The 18,411-nt window shown below is 51.6% G+C and carries 8 protein-coding genes; 3 read left to right on the top strand and 5 right to left on the bottom strand.

The annotated features are described in order from the left end of the window. Nucleotides 1-313: 313 nt before the first annotated feature. Nucleotides 314-550 carry a low affinity iron permease family protein gene (locus ACFSUS_RS14010; RefSeq protein WP_381523544.1) on the top strand — a complete coding sequence of 79 codons (237 nt, stop codon included), beginning with the start codon at nt 314-316 and terminating at the stop codon, nt 548-550. A gap of 42 nt (nt 551-592) precedes the next feature. Continuing rightward, nucleotides 593-1,132, top strand: a complete 540-nt coding sequence (locus ACFSUS_RS14005) for a thioredoxin family protein (protein WP_381523542.1) — start codon at nt 593-595, stop codon at nt 1,130-1,132. Between the two features lie 11 nt (nt 1,133-1,143). Here ACFSUS_RS14005 and ACFSUS_RS14000 read toward each other — a convergent pair whose 3' ends face one another. Then, nucleotides 1,144-2,256: an AAA family ATPase gene (locus tag ACFSUS_RS14000; protein WP_381523540.1), complete on the bottom strand. Its 1,113-nt coding sequence runs from the start codon at nt 2,254-2,256 to the stop codon at nt 1,144-1,146. 251 nt (nt 2,257-2,507) lie between these two features. Here ACFSUS_RS14000 and ACFSUS_RS13995 point away from each other — a divergent pair, with 251 nt between their 5' ends. Further along, on the top strand, nt 2,508-2,879 hold the full coding sequence (locus ACFSUS_RS13995) for a hypothetical protein (protein WP_381523538.1): 372 nt from the start codon (nt 2,508-2,510) through the stop codon (nt 2,877-2,879). A gap of 9 nt (nt 2,880-2,888) precedes the next feature. Here the strand turns inward: ACFSUS_RS13995 and ACFSUS_RS13990 are convergent, their stop codons facing one another. The 4 genes from ACFSUS_RS13990 to ACFSUS_RS13975 form a co-directional block, all read right to left on the bottom strand. Beyond that, nucleotides 2,889-3,800, bottom strand: coding sequence for a PorP/SprF family type IX secretion system membrane protein (locus ACFSUS_RS13990; protein WP_381523536.1), 912 nt, complete (start codon nt 3,798-3,800; stop codon nt 2,889-2,891). Between the two features lie 109 nt (nt 3,801-3,909). After that, nucleotides 3,910-6,282 carry an OmpA family protein gene (locus ACFSUS_RS13985; protein WP_381523534.1) on the bottom strand — a complete coding sequence of 791 codons (2,373 nt, stop codon included), beginning with the start codon at nt 6,280-6,282 and terminating at the stop codon, nt 3,910-3,912. Between the two features lie 107 nt (nt 6,283-6,389). Next, nucleotides 6,390-7,370, bottom strand: a complete 981-nt coding sequence (locus tag ACFSUS_RS13980; RefSeq protein ID WP_381523532.1) for a PorP/SprF family type IX secretion system membrane protein — start codon at nt 7,368-7,370, stop codon at nt 6,390-6,392. A 5-nt stretch (nt 7,371-7,375) separates the two neighbouring features. Then, nucleotides 7,376-18,355 carry an SdrD B-like domain-containing protein gene (locus ACFSUS_RS13975; RefSeq protein WP_381523531.1) on the bottom strand — a complete coding sequence of 3,660 codons (10,980 nt, stop codon included), beginning with the start codon at nt 18,353-18,355 and terminating at the stop codon, nt 7,376-7,378. Nucleotides 18,356-18,411: the final 56 nt, after the last annotated feature.

The following is an 18,411-nucleotide window of genomic DNA, read 5'->3' as shown; positions in this document are numbered from 1 at the left end:
TGAAGCCATTAAAGTACAGCAGGAAGCCATCGCGAAGATTAAAGCTGCTGGCGAAGACACTGCCGATTATGAAAAAGGGTTAGCCGAGATAAAGAGGAAGTAAAGCACTGCCTGGAGTAGCAACGCCGACTTCAAATAGGTCGGTGTTGCTACTCCAGGCAGTGCGCTAGTTTTAAGCATAGGAACGGCCTAGGTAACTGCACGTAGCAAAAAGAAATTGTCTTTGTGGCTTCAATGTCTAAAGAAGCCAATCCATGTAATTCTCTGGTGAAACAACGTTCATCTCAGTATCGGGATAAGCGGCCTTAAATGATTGATCGCCGTCAATCGAAAAGCCAGTAATCGGTTGCTCAATGTCGAAGACCTGACGGAAGCTGAATTGCATGCCCTTCATCAATTTTTCGGGCGGCTAGCCGAGAAGGCGAAATTAGAAGATAGTTTATCCGAATCGCACTCTATTGAAGATGCAGAAAAGATTCACCAGGAAAAACTGGAAGAAAGAGAAAAGAGACATCAAGCTAAGAAAAACAAGCAACCAGCGACCGATTAAACCAGGCAACCGCATCAGCGAATTACTGCCTACATTTGGTTAATGAAATACGCTGCCCTTTCTGTTCTGTTCTTGTGCTTCCTTTTTGTTCATGCGCGCGCTGATGAGCCCGTTGGCATCCGTTTTTTCACTGGCTCCTGGACTGATGTATTAGCGGAAGCGAAACGCCAGCACAAGCCGATCTATGTCGACTTTCACACAACCTGGTGCCCTCCCTGCCGACGTATGGCGCGCGAAGCCTTTCCCAACCCACAAGTCGGCGAAAAATTCAACGAGCATTTCGTTAGCTATCAGGTTGATGCCGAACTAGGTGAAGGTTTTACATTGGCCAGGCAGTATGCCGTGAGCAGCTACCCGACCGCGCTTTTTATTACACCTGAAGGCGAACTGGTTCATCGGGCTGTCGGTTACGGTGGCGTCAACGCTATGCTAAAGCAGGCCGATATGGTGATGGCTATGCCTAAAATGCGCCGGTCGCTTCGGAAGCGAGGTCACCCCAATTCTTCCATCATAGCAGCTCCAACGTTAACTACTCTGCCCGATTCAACACCGAATCAAGAGCCCAAAGATTCGTTAAGGTGAGTTAACCACCTTTAAAACCCCATCTTAACCTCTTGCCGCTCACCCGATACGGTTTGCTCCTCAAGATTAAAGATATCAGCCAGGGTCATGGGTTCCTTTGTGCGGTATTCCATTCCGAGGTGTTGCAGCAGGTCATTGGCTTTACCCGGAGCCAGTTTGCCGAACGCGTAATCGACCATCAAACGACCCTTACGTAGCAGGGCTTTATCCAGCAGATGCTTACTGGCGTTGAAGGTAGCAATGACCTGAATGTGCATACAGTCAGCGAGCAACCCATCCGTCAGGTTCAGAATGTTTGAAACGCTGTTCGTGTCGCCCCCGGCCTCGCGCGACTGCAGAATTCGTTCGGCATCTTCAATGATGAGTACGGAATCTTTGTTATCCAATAAAAACGGAATGATCTCGGGCGAGGTCAGGTAATTGGTCATGTAAGGAGGCAGAATCAGCATGTCCTTCTTGACCAATGAGCTAAGGTATTTGATGTAGGTTGTTTTGCCCGTTCCGGGTTCGCCGTGAAGCAAGATCAAGCCTTTGCTCTTGGGTTGCGCCAATAGCGTAACCAGCCGTTCGTGCACGGGCGGAAAATCGCTATTGTAATGCAATTCCAGATCAATATCGGGCGGGAGAATTTCAACCCGTTCGGTATGCAGACCGCCTAGTCCACTCTGAATTAAATAGATGTGCGTCTGGTTTTCTTCGTGAACGTATTTATGTTCCTGAACGCCCTGTAACAGCGTTCTGGCCGCTGTTTCGTCGCGATAGAAGCCATAAAGCCGCAGAAACCGCTCGCCAACAAACTCGGCTTTCAGTAACACACCATCGTCGTGCTGGTAAATCCGCTCGACAACATGCCAGCCTTCGTCATTCACCCGAGCCGAGTGGTTTATCAACGCAAAGCCACGGCTATCCAGCAACTCCCGCGCCGACGGCTTGAAATCGTCGCTGAAGTGCAGGTAGTTAGGGTAACTACCAAATGCCTGAACGAAGTGCGGAGCCAACGGAAACTCCCGGTCGAGATCGCTGGGGATGTATAAATTCTGAATAGTTTGTTGGTTGGGCATACGACTGTCGGCCGTCAGGTAGCGAAACATGTCGGCCCTGGAAATCTCGTCGTGGGGTTTCAAACGGGCGTTGAATTACGTTTCTAAGCGACTAAGTTACCGAAAAAATGAGAAATCGCCTAACGCAGGCCTGACCAAACGGAGACGGCAAATTTTTAACATCTGTCCGGATACCGAGTTGCAGAATACGGTTACGTCCTGATATACGAACAGAGTTACCATAGGTTGCTGGTGCTCAACGCGCTCTATCCAAACTTGGGTAGAAAAACTGTTTATTTGAACCGTGATGTTGTCATTCTAAACGCCAATACTCCATGCGCTTAACCATTGAACAAATCGCTGAAGCTTTTTCGAGACATGAATTCTCCAGAACGTACCCTTACTTATTGGATACTATCCAATGGAATTTAGTTGGCAACGATAGCATTGTCGGCAAAGAACGCGTCATAGAAGCCTGCGAACAATCGGCTACTTACCTAAAGACAGTAGACGTTACGTTTCGCAAATTTTTCGTGGTGCCTAGTGATAACTGTGTCGTAATTGACAGCATCGCTGCCTACGTAGATGTTAATCAGCACGTTACTCAGGTAGCCTCTTGCGATCTTTACTTATTTGCGGACGGCAAAATGACCGGGATAACCTCCTACACCATAGAGTTAAACAACCAAGACCAATCAGAAGACTAGCCCGCTTCATTAATACGAGAATTGCAAGGTGTTCGGCGAGAAGCGTAACACCACTTCATGCACGCTTTGCTGAAAATATTGATTTGAATTGGGGCTTTCGGGCGTTTTTGAATAAAAGAGGTAGCCCAGACGTATGGCCTTGGTAAGTTGATATTCAGCCAACGCTTGTAGGTAATTCGTTTGGATAAGGCCCGGACTATTCTGCCGGTACGATAGCCCCAACCCAATCTCTTCATTGAACCAGGCTCTGAGATTTACGTCGAAACCCATGGGCAAGTTGGCTATTTTAGAAATCAATACCGAAGGTATCAAAACGGTTGTTTCGCCAACTCCAAACTTACCTCCGGCCTGAAGCATAACGGGCCGGACACTCCGGTACGTCGCCCGACCGGTGAGGTCAAACGTCTGACCTGTCATTTCTGGAGCAGACAGCCCACCGAAATAACGATCTGACTGGTAGTAGATACCTACACCAAAACTCCCGATTGCCCGGTTAATACTCGACGCGGTGGTAAAATCGTAAAGCGGCAGCACGTTCACGCCCCCCTGAACGCCAATAGAGAGCTTAGCCAATGCGGGTAGATTGAATCGATACGCAACGCTCCCATAAACGCCTGTGGCTAGAAACAAACCCATTCGGTCGTTTAGCGCTTGAAGTCCTAATCCAACACGGCCGTTGGCAATGGCTACATCGGCCGAAACGCTTTGCGTAAGCGGTGCTCCGCGAACTCCAAACCATTTACGCCGAAGAAAGGCCGACAGATGAAATGACTCTCGGCTACCAGCATAGGCCGGATTGATACTCAACGTATTAACCAGGTATTGTGAATACAGAACTTCCTTCTGAGCTTCAGCACAATGGCAACAAAGAGCAAAAGCGATGGCCAGGGCAATAAACTTGGATCGAACGAGAGCAGGCATAGCGTAAACGAATAGGCAACAAATTGCGGTGTTTTGCCTTAAAAACCTAAAATGGCGGGTTCGTTAAAAACGTTTTTAACGAAGCCGCCATAAATTCCTGAAATCTGGGTTAATCTAATTTTAGAATTTTAATTTCCGTCCGACGATTCTGCTGGTGCTCTTCTTCAGGACAGTTTACACCGTCTTTGCACTTGTTCAATAAGGCACTTTCTCCATATCCTTTCGCGACCATTCGCTTGGCCGAAATCCCTTTCGACTTCAGATACGTAACGGCCGACTTAGCCCGATTACTCGACAGTGTCTTGTTATACTGTGCAGTGGCCCGGCTATCAGTATGTGACCGCATCTCGATGGTCATTGTTGGGTATTTATTCATCAGTGCAACCAGCTTATCAAGTTCCGCAGCTGCGTCGGGGCGAATGGTCGCTTTGTTGAGGTCGTAGTATATATTGTCAACTTTAAGCACGTCGCCCTTCTTGAACATATACAGGTCGGTGGAGCCGGTGCCTTCTTTCGTGATGCGGCTACCAGCATTACCCATGTTTGCTTTCATGGCTTCGAGCACGTAGGCACAACCCGTAAAGATCTCGAATTGATAAGTACCATCCGCGCCAGAGGTTGTTTCCTGGATAGTTCCGTCACATTCATTCACGGCCACCACCTTAGCATCAGCGACGGGTTTATTATCTTTTTGGGTTAATACCCGGCCCCGCAACATCATTGTCTTTGCTTTTTCGGCTTCTTTAGGCTTACTCAGGGGAATGTCCAGACGCGATGGCTGGTCATCCGATAAATCTTTCGTAGAAAAACCGACTTTGTTATCCATATACCCTTCCCGGCTGGCCAGAAACTTAAAGTCGCTGTCGGAGTTAAGACAAACGCGCACCAGTCCCTCGGCATCCGTTTTGAGTTCTTTTTGTTTGTCGTTAGCAGCATTATCGAAGGCGATAGACGTATTGGCCAGGGGTTCTTTCGACTCCGCATCGAACACACTAACGGTTAGCTCACGGCATGGATAGAGCGACCCCTCCCGCGTAAACCGATACACATCATCATCGGCACCGCCATTTTTGCGGTTACTGCTGAAATAACCCGTCTTACGTTCGCCATCCGTTACGATACCAAAATCATCCTTGGCCGAGTTCAGGGGTTCTCCCAGGTTGCGCACGGTTCTCGCTTTTACGCCTTCGGCCGTGAGTTGGGCGTAGAACATATCCAGATCACCTAAGCCCGGTTGTCCGTCCGACGAGAAGTACAGGTTACCTTTCTCATCGACAAACGGAAAAAGTTCGTTGCCTTTCGTATTAACTTCCTTGCCCAGGTTTACGGGTTCTCCCCACTTACCATTCGACCACCTGGAAACGTAGATGTCGGTACCCCCATAACCACCGGGACGGTCCGATGAGAAGTAAAGCAGTTGATCATCCTTAGACAGCGCCGGATGACCCGACGAATATTCGTCGTTGTTAAAGGGCAGTTCCTGAGCCTCCCCCCATATTCCGTTCACCTGAGTAGCCGTGTAGATTTTAAGCTTGTTTACACCATCCTTACTCTGACGGTATTGGCCATTGTTAAAGTTGTTTCGCGTGAAAATTACCCGTGAGCCATCTTTAGTGAACGTGGCAGGCCCTTCGTGATATTTTGTGTTGAGTGTTCGGCTAAACCGGTCCGACTCGCTGAGGGGCTGGTCTTCGTAACCCAGGCTGGGGGTAGCTCCGCCATAGAAGCCAACTGTTTTGGTATCATTGGCCGTTGGTGCCGTGAAGTCATCATGCCCGAGCGGCCGGATGAGCTGGGTGCGTACCCGTTTTGTCGATTTAGATCCACCAATGGCTGAGGCTTTTGACCCACGTAACGTTTTCACTTCAGGCACATAATACAGATCCAGAAAAGGAGTGCTACTCCAGTTAAACACCCGTTTGATACCATTGCCGCCGGTACCGGCCGACACAAACACCAACCCCTCTTTGTACAACATCGGGCTGAATTCTGCCTTCCGTGTATTCATGGTCAAAAACTCAACTTTGTAACTACCCGCATTACGAGTTAGCGGACTTACATCGCGGTAGAGTTTAGAAAACACCGGTCCTCGCTTATCTGAAGCCTGCTGATTTCCGTATTTATCGTAAGCTTCCTGTGCTTCACGATACTTTCCGTTGCTGGCCAGGGCCTGAGCGTAGTAGAGATAGCATTGATTGTATTCAGCCGGTAGATCGCCACTGCTGATCAAGTCGCGATACACCCGTTCAGCGTTTTGCATATCGCGAACTTTCTGATAGCTGTAACCGAGTTTAACCTTGGCTGCCCGTAGCGCTTCGCCGGATAAGTCCGATGGTTTTTTAAGAGCCTGTTCGTACAGTTCAATGGCCTTGGTATAGGCTAACTGATCAAATTGCTGATCGGCCTGCTTGGTCAGTGATTGTGCCAGCACGGAACTAGTAACCAGCCAGACAAGTCCGAGTAAAGAAAGGATACGTGTCATACACAGTGGTGTTTGGGAGAGAATACTAAAGCCCAAAAAGAAAAGGTATGCCCTCACAAATGCATTGGGAGAACATACCTTTCCAGTAAGCAAATACTGCGCCGAAATTAGAAGTAGCGCGGTGTCAGGATACGGTTTTTACCAAAGCCAAACTCGTAGCGGATCATAATCTCATGCGAACTCGGCGCTACATCACCCAGCTTGTTCATGGTACGGTCGTAGGCATAGCCGAAGCGGAACTGATCTGTCAGCTGTACTTCCAGCATACCCACCAGCGCATCCGTCGAGTAATTGTCATAGGAGTAGAACTGGCTCCGGCGAACCGAAGCACCAATGGCGATACGATCAGCGAACCAGAAGTTGATGTTTCCGTCAAAGCCTAATGGCGCTCCTTCGGCATATCTAACAAGCATCGACGGCTTCATTTTTACGGCCGGGCTAATACCAACTACAAACCCGGCTGTTAGATAACCTTGGCGACGTTGTACAGAGCGAATATCACCAGATGCATACTCTGATATTTTGTTTTTTATCAATCGCGGAAGTGATACGCCAATGTAAGATCGATCATTACTTAAATAAATACCCGTACCAAAGTTTGGCAGTACTTTCGATACATTACTGGCAAAAGCTGGATCAATTTGGCCAGAGCCATCCGGGTTAGTTCTAACATTGGCTAAATTCCACTGAAAACTTGAAGCCCCTCCCTGCAATCCCAAAGCTAGTGTAGTCTTTTCACCTACTTTAATTCGAAAAGCATACGACGCGAAGGCTCCTGCTTCTTGCATTTCACCAAATTTATCGCCGTACAACTGCAATCCAATGCCAACCCGCTCCTGATTCAGGGGCATGTCCATAGTGAAGGTTGCCGTCTGTGGACTTCCTGGTAATCCCGTCCACTGATTGCGGTAGAGCGCCGACATGCTCAGCACATCACGACTACCAGCGTAGGCCGGGTTAAGGGCCATCATGTTGAACATGTACTGCGAGAACATTTTGTCCTGCTGAGCCCGGACCTGGCTGCTGCCGATCCCGAGGATCAGCAGCAGCACGACTGCCCAATGTTTGGTTGAAAACTGGTTTGACATCGGTATTAGCGGTTAATCGTCATGTATCGTACAAACTTGCGTCCGTCACTTGTCTTAATCACGTAGTAGTACGTTCCGTCAGGCACGCCACTGGCGTTCGAGCTAATGGCTATGCCCGTATTTGGCTTACCATCCCAATCATTCTGGTAGTTGGCGCTTTCGTACACCAGGTGTCCCCAACGGTTGTAGACATCCAGGCTAACGGTTAGTCCCGTTGTACCGCGAATAACGAACAGATCATTGATACCATCGTTATTCGGCGAGAAACCTTCAGGAATAAAGATCGACGACAGCGTTGGTGGCAACGACAGCGGAGTTGCTTCACGCTCGTTCTGATCGGTTGGGTTATTGTTACCGTTTAGATCAGGTGCCAGTCCGTTCGTCGATACATCCGTCACGTTACCGGTTTTGGCTCGTGCCTGAGCGTATACCGTATTTAGGAAGGTCGTCGTACTACCGTTGCTCACTACGTTTACAACCACCAGGATCGTGTCGACTTTGCCGACTGCCAGCGAGCTGGTGCTATCACCCAGCACAATCATCGGATCAGCGCTACCATCGAAGTTGGTATTCAGCTTCAGGGTACTGCCCGTTGAGGTTGTGATTGGTGCTTTCACTACGCTATAGCTTGCGCCCGTCTGGCTGTTGAACACTTTCGACAGCGAGTCGCTCAGGGCTACGTGCGTCAGCGGATCAGGACCGTAGTTTTTCACGACAATCTGATACGTAACATCGAAGCTACCGTCTGCCTTCCGAACCGTATCGCTGACGGCCATAGCTACCCCGATATACGATGTAGTCGACAGATTGTTCAGCACAATCGGCGTTGGCTCACTGTTGTTACGCGGATCAAGATCGTTATCCGGATCGTAATTCGTACCGGCCGTCGACATATCTTCCACTACCTCGTTGCTCTCCGTCATAGCCGTTGCCTTAGCCGTGTTGTAGAACGTTAGCGAATCGGCACTCTTCACATTCACCCGAACCGTGAAGGACAAACTGCTGCTGGCTCCCGCTGGCAGATTGCTTAGCGAATCGACCAGCATCTTTGTGATCAGGCCCTGGCCGGTGTAGACGGAGTCTACGGTCAGACCCGGCCCCGCCTTGACAGCGATGCGGTTGCTCACGATCAGTGCTCCATTGGTAAAGGCTTGCGACAGATTATCTACTACCTGTACCTTCTTGAGCGGTACGGTGCCGAGGTTAGTCAGCTCGATGGTGTATGGAATGTCGTAAACCCCTTCCTCAACCAACGTCGGCGTACCCACTGATTTCGCTACGCCCAGCAACGCTTGTGGCAGATCGAAGCGAACGGCGGTCGATATAGAACCCAGCGGTGTTGGATCGAAGCCACTGTTGGAAATATCCGTAACCGTCTGCGTAGAATCCATCGTGCGGGCAACCACAGTAGCCGATGAGTAGAACGGACCGTTATTGCCATTCGGCTTCACATTTACCGTGATCAGCAGCGTATCCTGCTCACCAGCCATCAGACGACTCGTGTTCGCCAACAGATTAGACTGGTCGTTACCGTTGTAGTTAGCATTGACAACCAGGCTGCTACCGGCTCCGACAACAGGCGCTCCGACAACCGAGTAAGAAACCGGTGCTGCAAACGCCTTCACCAGGCTATCCGTCAGGCTAATGCCGTACAGATCTACAGTACCAAAGTTCTTGATCGTTGCTTTATACGTAACGTTATAGCTGCTGTCAGGCTGTTTCACCACCTTAACTACCCCAAGGGCCAGACCAATGCTTGGTCCTTCTGGTTGTTCGGCACCCAGCGTAAAGCTCGACACACCCGTGTTGTTGGTTGGATCGCCGTCACCATCCGGGTCAGAGTCACCACCGTTCATCGAGAGGTCAGAGACCATCGTTACACTGTTGATAGCCGATGCACTCGCAATGTTTTGGAACGCCATGGTCGTGTCGCCCGCCGTCCGCTGTACCGTTACGTCGAGACGGATTGTATGCGAACGGCCTGGTGCGAGGTAACTGGTTGAATCGAGCATGTTGGCATTGTTTCCAATACCGGTAAAGTTTGCATTCGATTTCAGCGTAGAACCTGTACCCAGGGTTACGTTTGCTGCAACAACCGTGTTTGGCCTGAAGAAGTACGCCAGATCATCGACCACCTCAACGTTGCGGAGGGTATCGTCGCCGAAGTTCGTTACGACGAAGCCGTACGACACTTTAATGAGCGAGTCACCCACGGCCATTGGTGTACCCAGTACAGCTTTCGCCAAACCGATCAGGCCTGGTTTAGCCGACGACGTATCCTGTACGGTTACGCTCGACGAGTTGTTGGCCAAGTTCGGATCGTTTTGGTCTAGATACGTAATCTCGGCCTTATTCACGATCGCGCCTTTTTCCACTACCCGGGCGACAACGGCAAACGATGTAGATTGACCGGCCCGCAAGCTATCGATACGCTTGGTAACCACACCGTTCGACACTTTGTAGGTTGCTGTCGGCTCCGTGATCAGCTCTAAACCTTTAGGCAGAACGTCGCGAACATCGATATTCTTAGCCGTGTGTGGTCCCATGTTTTCTACTTTAATGGTATAGATGACCGGCTGACCATTATTGACAGTTGGCGTATTTACCGTTTTGGTGATGCTTACATCAGCCTTCAGCGTATCGGTTGCACAGTTGAATACTTTCACCTCAATCTTAGATGGTGCACTCACACAACCCGATGCTGCTCTCTCTACTACCCAGTAGGTACCCTCGCACACAGAGTCTGGCCGCATGATGACGTTTGACGTCGTGCATTCGCAGATTCGGTAGATGTACGAGCTACCTGCGTTCGTAGACGCTAGCGCTTTGGTTAGATCAACAATCTTAGACGGACAGGTATTCCGCAGGTTAGACACGATCGGCGGCAGAACAGGCTCAGCCACATTCACCGCTACGTTCGCTGATTTAACCGACGTACATCCTTTCGGATCGAGCAACTGAACGCTGTATTCGCCACTCGATTTAACCACGATGGTCTGCGAGGTTGCGTTGTTGCTCCACCGGTAACCAGCGGCTCCATCCGGCGCTTTTAGTCTCACTGAATCACCGTAGCAGAAGTTCGTATTACCCAGTACCGATACCACCGGTATGGTTTTGCTACCTTCTACAGTCAGAATCATCTGGTCGGTAGCCACCGGACAACTTGCGTTGTTGGTGCTAACGGAGAGGGTCAGCGTCACTTTACCCGACATTACGTCTTCGGCACTGGCCGTGTAGACGGCGTCGAGCGCGTATGGATTGCTAAACGTTCCGTTACCACTGGTTGTCCAGTAGGCTACTTTACCCGCTCCCCCCAGTTTACCTGCCAACTGGTAGGTCTTGGCGGCACAGATGCTGGCATCCGCTCCTGCATCGGCCGTAGCCGGATTCTGCGGATCACATGGCACCTGCACGTCACAGGTATTGATCTGTACGTGGATCGCAACTGGCAGGCTGTAGCAGCCGTTCGCAGTCTTCTCAACCACATAGTACGTACCGGTACCTACGGCAGCCGGGTTACCTACTTTCGACTCCAGACCCAGCGATGCGCTCGTGTAGAACTCGAACACGCCACCGGTTGTCGTTGCCGTACTGGTCACGGCCGTAGTCAGATCCACCGTATTGAACGGACAAGTATTCGTCTTATTAACTACCGTTGGCTGTGCCACTTTTGGCAGTACGGCAATCGCTATAGCATTCGAGGCTTCGCTCTTACACTGGTTCGAAGTGCAGCAGCGAGCGGTGTAGCTGGCAGTATTCGCTGGCGATACGGTGATCGAGTTGCCCACCATATTGTTCGACCAGGTTACGTAGCTGTCGTTCGAGCATCCTGTCGCGATGAGCGTCACTGGAGCACCGAAGCAAACCGTTGCGCTACTGGTACCCGTTGCGCCAACGATCGAGATTGTTGGAGCGGCAGGAGCACCCACCTGAACCGTGTTGTATGCCGACCACTCGCTCAGGCACTCACCTATCTTACACCGTACGCGGTATTGCGACGTCATCGTTGGTGTAACGGTCAATACGCTGCTCGTTGTGCTCGCCGGATCTGACCAGACGTAGGTACCACCTTCGCAACCAATTGCGGTTAACGATACTGGCTCGCCCAGGCAAATCGATGGCTTACTGCTGACAACGGCCGGGATGGCTGGGGTGCCAACCGTTACGTTGATGGCCGTCGATAGACCACTTACGCAACCATTTACTGTGCAGGTCGCCCGCAGGCTTAGATCGCTGATCACTGTTTTCTGGATCGCCTGACCAACTGAGCCGTCAGACCAGTTGATAATACCACCTTCGCAACCGGCTGCGGTTAGGGTTACAGACGAACCGTAACATACCGTTGGCGATGATGCACTCAGCACCGGTGGCGCCATTGAATTCACCACCACTTTAGCACCGGCTACGTCGAGTTCAGCGCAGACATTCCGATCGGCGATGAGTTTGACTACGTCAGCGCCCGTCGTAACGCCTGGCTTGATCACCGACAGATCCAGGTAATTCTTATCGGCTGGGTTGGCGTTGTACACCAGTGTATGAATGGTGTAGTTGCCAGCTTCGGTTCCTACGTTGAACTGCGGAGTTGCACTGGTCTGCATGACCACTAATTCAGGTCCTTTCGTCAGCACATACACGACTGAGTAACTAGCTGGCTGAACCAGACCACCGTTTGTGGCGGCTGAGATTAAGGTCTGTCCATTGGCACCGACACATACCGTTGCGTTCGTGGCGACAAGCGTACCGGCTTTGGCCACACAGTCATCACCTGCGTTCAAGGTGAGGGCTGCCGACGGATCGCTCAGACACTCGCGGAATCGGCACTGAGCGTAGTAGGTCTGACGACCTTCTGGCCGTACGACAATCGACGCCCCTTTGTTGTTGCCGTTGATGTCGTTGGCCGACCAGATTACTTCACCCGTGCAACCCGTTGCCGTCAGGGTAATAGTACCGCCTGGCTCCACCGCGCTTGCCGATGCAACAATCGTTGGTACTGGAACCGGCGTTACCGCAATGGTGTACGTTGGCGATGTTTCGCTCTTGCAAACTCCGTTCTGACAGTATACACTGTATCCTGTCGTCATCGTTGGCGATACGACGATGGTGGTTGTCGTCTCGCCGGTGCTCCAGTATGGCGTACCCTGGCAGTTATTAACCGTTAGTGTAACTTCCTCACCCGAGCAGACAGCACTTGCGCTGCAGGTTACGGTTGGCGCTGGCACTGGCGTTACGGTCACTTTCACCGTGTTCGACTTACCGGTAGCGCACGTTTCAGCTGTTTTACATACGGCGTAGAACTCGCTGTTGGTTGGCGTTACCGTTACCGAAACAATCGGTCCAGTTTGACCATCCGACCAGAGTACAGTTCCGGTGCAACCCGTTGCGCTGAGCGATACCACGCCACCATTGCACAAGGCAGTCGTTGAAGCGGCCACTGTCGGTGCCGGAGCGGTCGACTTGTTCACTGTTATACGAATCTTGTTCGACGCTTCGCTTTCGCAGGAACCCTGTGTACAGGTAGCGTAGTACTCCATTGTCTCGGTTGGCATAATCTCAATGCTTGCGCCAACCCGATTGACACCGTACCACTTCACTGTACCCGCGCAGTTGTCTGCGGTCAATACTACCTTCTCGCCACTGCAAATAATCGGTTTTACCGGGTTCATCTGGATAATCGGAGCCGCTGGCGTCACCACCGTCACCGTCGCCGTGTTCGACGGCTCGCTTAGGCAGGTACGGTATCGGCACTGAGCGTAGTAGCTCGTGGTAGCCTCCGGATTCACCGTGATGCTCGCCCCGGTTTGACCCGCCACGTTCCAGAGAACGGTGCCATTGCAGCCGGTAGCCGTCAGAATAACCTGACCTTTCGCACAAATTGAATCAGCGCTGGCCGTGATCGTCGGAATTACTGGTGCTACTACCTGGATGGTGTAGACTGGTGACGATTTACTCACACAAGCGCCATTCTTACAGTATACAGAGTAGCTGTTGTTGCCAACGGTTGGCGTTACGATAATGCTACCCGTTGTCTGTGTTGTGCTGCTCCAGACTGGTGATCCTACACAGTTATTCACCGTAAGGGTTACTGGCTCACCTGGGCATGCAGTCGTTGTGCTACACACGATCGTTGGCGTTGGCAGATCTGGCGAGATGCCGATCGTTTTCGTTGCTGGACTACTTAGACAGCTACCAATACGGCACTGCGCGGTGTAAGTCGTCCTCGTATTTGGAGTGACCACAATGGAAGCGCCCTTCTGTGCGTTTTCCGACCACTCGATCGTGCCACCAGCGCAACCTGCTGCCGTTAAGGTTACCGAAGTACCTGGGCAAACATTCTCGGCGCTGGCGGTGATCGTTGGTATTTGCGGATCGAGAACAGTTACCACAATCGAGTTCGATGCCGCACTTGTGCAACTACCTACTACACAACTTGCGGTATAGGTCGTCGTCTGAGTTGGGCTGACACTAACCGTCAGACCCGTTTTACCATCCGACCAGCGGACTGTTCCACCCTCGCAATTTGTTGCTTGCAGCGTTGTCGAACCACCTTTGCAAATCTCGGTGATTGCACACGTAATTAATGGTGGTCGAACAGCGCAATCTACCGTTCGTATCGTCACCGACGACGTATCATCGAGGGCGAAGTTCGGATCATTTTCGGGGCTGCTTACAGTAGCCAGGTTTTTGATAGATCCAGCCGCATTGATGGTCGTCTCGATCAGCAGGCTGCGGTCAGAACCAACCGCCAGCGATCCTACTGTCCAGACGCCCGTTCCGGCGTTGTAGACCCCAGATGGTGTCGAGCTAACGTACCCCAGCGATGCTGGCAGTAGGTCGGTCACCTTCACACTGGTAGCTGCAATTTTGCCTTTGTTAGATACCGTCAGCGAGTAAGTTACTTTTTGACCTATGCTATATGGTCCGGCGGTTTCTATTTTCTTCACGACGGCCAGGTTAGCCAGGCAGGTACCTACAGTTACGGTAACCGAGGAACGGGTAGTGCTTACGCAACCATCCAGGCTAACCGCTTCTGCGAAGTAAACTACTGCACCGGCTCGCGATGGCGTTACCACTTGCTTACCACCGCTTTCAGTCGTACCAATCAGTGTATTGTTCTGGTCATACCAGTTGATTCGGAAGCCTGGTGCGAAACCAATTAGTTTCGTGCTGCTACCCTGGCAAACCAGCGTATCGTCGCAGGCCACACCCACTGGAGCCTCTGGCCGCTTGTTAATCTTAACCAGCAGCGAGTTGGTGCCTGGTGTGCAGACCCCTGCTCCGTCTGGATCGTTCGTCGTTGCCGTAATCAGCACAGAACCACTAGCAATATCGGCCGCTGATGGCGTATAGGTGCTGGTCAGACTCGATGGGCTGCTGAATGTACCCGTGCCGTTTGACGACCAGGTTACGCTCGTTGCCGATCCTGACAGGGCAGCCTGTAGCGGAATTAAATCGCCGGAGCAAGCAATCACGCCAGGACCAACATTCACGCCAGCCGGATTTTGGCAATCACAACTTACAATGTTAACGGTTACCACCGTTGGGTCGCTGTAGCAGTTACCCGACTTAGCGAAGAGGTAGTATTGACCAGCGCCTACAGCGGTCAGGTTTGTTACCCGCGTAGCTTGTGAGCGCGTCTGGCTTGTATACCATTCGTAGGTCAGTCCAGCGGTTGTATTCTGAATCTGAACGGTTGCCAGGTTAGCCGTCGTAGCTGGGCAGGTGTTTCTGACAGTACCTACTACAATCGGTGCGGAAACCGTCGTGACCGTCACTACCACTGGCACGCGAGTGCTCTTACAGCTATCAGCCGTAGCTACTTCAACGTAATAAGTAGTTGTTCCGGTAGGGCTCACCGTAATGGCTTCAGCACTTTGTACGGTAGCGATAGCCGTTCCACCGGTTGGTGTCAGATACCACCTTATTCTCGAGTTTGGCACAGCTGTGGTCGCTACTAACCGGATGGAGTCGCCATTACAGATCGTAGTACTGTTCGATACCACGATGCTGTAGTCTGTTGGACAAGCGACGCCAACCGATAGGCTGTACGGTGCTGTACCTGTGCAAGACTTGCTATCCGAAACTACCACAGTAAAGTTTGCAACGGTAGCCGCTGTTGGCGTACCGCTCAGTACACCGGTAGTCGCATTCAGACTCAAGCCTGCGGGCAATGTTCCAGCCGACACGATGTACAAGTACGGAGCGGTGCCTCCTGTTGCGGTTAGCGTCTGGCTATAAGCCGCGCTTATCTGACCGTTCGATAGGGTAAGTGGTGCCAATGCAATCTGCGAGCATACTGTGCACGAAGTTGGTACTGCATACGTGGTGCTTGCCGTCAGTGTAGCTAATGTAGCAACTAAGGTGCGTGAGGCAGGCAACGAACCACTGATACCTGTTGCGCTAAAGGCAGCTGACGTTTGCCCAGCGGTAACTGGTATGGTTGCAATCAATACGCCGTTATCTGTAATTGTGAGTGTACCACTTGGCGTATTAACCAGCGTAACCGTACCGGTTGTACTGTACACGTTCGTAGTTGGATTACAAACAGCTGGGTCAGTAATCGTTAACTGAATCACTGGAGCCAGCCCTATTGGTGTAGTGACTGTAGCCGTGTTGTTAGCCGGGGTAGTATCAACTGGTACTGGACCGTTTGCGTCAGTCGTCGATGTATACCGGCTCACCACTGCTATGTTCTGAACAGCAGTACCCGAATAGCTTGGGCTTATTTGCGCTGTTAGCGTCAGACTTACACTACCGCTAGCCGAGATCGGGCCGGCCACAAGAGCACTTACCGAACTTGGTCCACTGGCGGCAAAGCCGTCTCCGCTAACGAAGCTTACCTGTGCTGGTAAGACATCGTTCACCCGTACATTATATACTGGCTGATTCGAATTGTTTGTTACGGTCAGTTGATATGTCAGCTGACCTCCTGCGTTATATGGTGCAGCACTAATTACCGTCTTGGCAATAGCCACGTCATAAACAGGTATTAGTTTAACCCCAGCATCAACAGAGAGATTGTTCTCCCCAGCCGTTAAGCTAATTGGCGCAGTAGCGCCCGTGGTTGGGTCAGCGTCGCTGTCCAACGCCGTGTTGGTACCACTCAAGGCGCTAGTCAACGTAAAGCCCGAGGGTAGAGACGCTGTATTAAATACTACCGTGTAAGACGTACCTGGGGTCAGGCCCGTGAAGGAGTACAAGCCGCTCGCGTTAGTCGTTGTTGACACTACTCCACCTACACCACCCAAAAGGCTAACTGTTACGTTCGGCACACCTTCTTCGCCAGTGTCTTGTACACCATTTCCGTTTGTATCGAAGAAGACAAAGTTACCCAATGTAGCCCGCTGGCCAATTGGAAGGTCGGCAGTGCCACGGTCGTCCTCGCCCGCATCATTGTTACCCGGTGATGAATCATCGTCAAACGGTGGTGCATCACCTGATATGAGGTTGTCGTCAGCTGCCATGATCTCGCCAACGTTACGCAGGTTACCTCCCGTAAAATTAGCATCGATACTTGCTAGCAACGTCAACGATACCGATTGGCCGGGCTCAATTGGCCCAGCAATGGTTGTTGTCGCTACGCCACTCACTACACTGCTAAAGCTGCCGCCCGCCTGAGCCGTCAGGCCAGGGGGTGTCATATCGGCAACTACTACGTTATAAGCAGTCAGGTTACCCTGGTTAGTCAGGGTAAGCGTGTAGGTTATGTTATCTCCCGGATTGAACGGCCCCTGGCTAACCAACGCTTTCGACAAAGCCAAGTCGAACCGGTTTGGCTTAACCCCTGCATCAATCGAAGTGTTATTTTCACCAGCGGCCAGGATGATTGGCGCAGTAGCGCCCGTGGTTGGGTCAGCGTCGCTGTCCAACGCCGTGTTGGTACCACTCAAGGCGCTAGTCAACGTAAAGCCCGAGGGTAGAGACGCTGTATTAAATACTACCGTGTAAGACGTACCTGGGGTCAGGCCCGTGAAGGAGTACAAGCCGCTCGCGTTAGTCGTTGTTGACACTACTCCACCTACACCACCCAAAAGGCTAACTGTTACGTTCGGCACACCTTCTTCGCCAGTGTCTTGTACACCATTTCCGTTTGTATCGAAGAAGACAAAGTTACCCAATGTAGCCCGCTGGCCAATTGGAAGGTCGGCAGTGCCACGGTCGTCCTCGCCCGCATCATTGTTACCCGGTGATGAATCATCGTCAAACGGTGGTGCATCACCTGATATGAGGTTGTCGTCAGCTGCCATGATCTCGCCAACGTTACGCAGGTTACCTCCCGTAAAATTAGCATCGATACTTGCTAGCAACGTCAACGATACCGATTGGCCGGGCTCAATTGGCCCAGCAATGGTTGTTGTCGCTACGCCACTCACTACACTGCTAAAGCTGCCGCCCGCCTGAGCCGTCAGGCCAGGGGGTGTCATATCGGCAACTACTACGTTATAAGCAGTCAGGTTACCCTGGTTAGTCAGGGTAAGCGTGTAGGTTATGTTATCTCCCGGATTGAACGGCCCCTGGCTAACCAACGCTTTCGACAAAGCCAAGTCGAACCGGTTTGGCTTAACCCCTGCATCAATCGAAGTGTTATTTTCACCAGCGGCCAGGATGATTGGCGCAGTAGCGCCCGTGGTTGGGTCAGCGTCGCTGTCCAACGCCGTGTTGGTACCACTCAAGGCGCTAGTCAACGTAAAGCCCGAGGGTAGAGACGCTGTATTAAATACTACCGTATAAGACGTACCTGGGGTCAGGCCCGTGAAGGAGTACAAGCCGCTCGCGTTAGTCGTTGTTGAGATTGGCCCGGTCAGACCACCTAACAAGCTTACTGTCACATTCGGTACTCCTACTTCGCCGTTATCCTGTATACCGTTTCTATTCGTATCAAAGAAGACAAGGTCCCCCAGGCTGGCGCTTGGCACAAAGAAGCCTGCATCTACTGAGGTGTTGTTCTCACCCAGCGTCAGGGTGATGGGGCCGGTGATGCCTCCCACAATGTCAGAGTCAGTCAGGTCAGAGCCCACATTGGCCAGCGTGGCCGTGTAGCCCG

This window comes from Spirosoma soli (genome assembly GCF_042684525.1).
In the GTDB taxonomy this organism is placed as follows: domain Bacteria; phylum Bacteroidota; class Bacteroidia; order Cytophagales; family Spirosomataceae; genus Spirosoma; species Spirosoma soli.
This window is presented reverse-complemented; position numbering and strand designations above follow the sequence as displayed.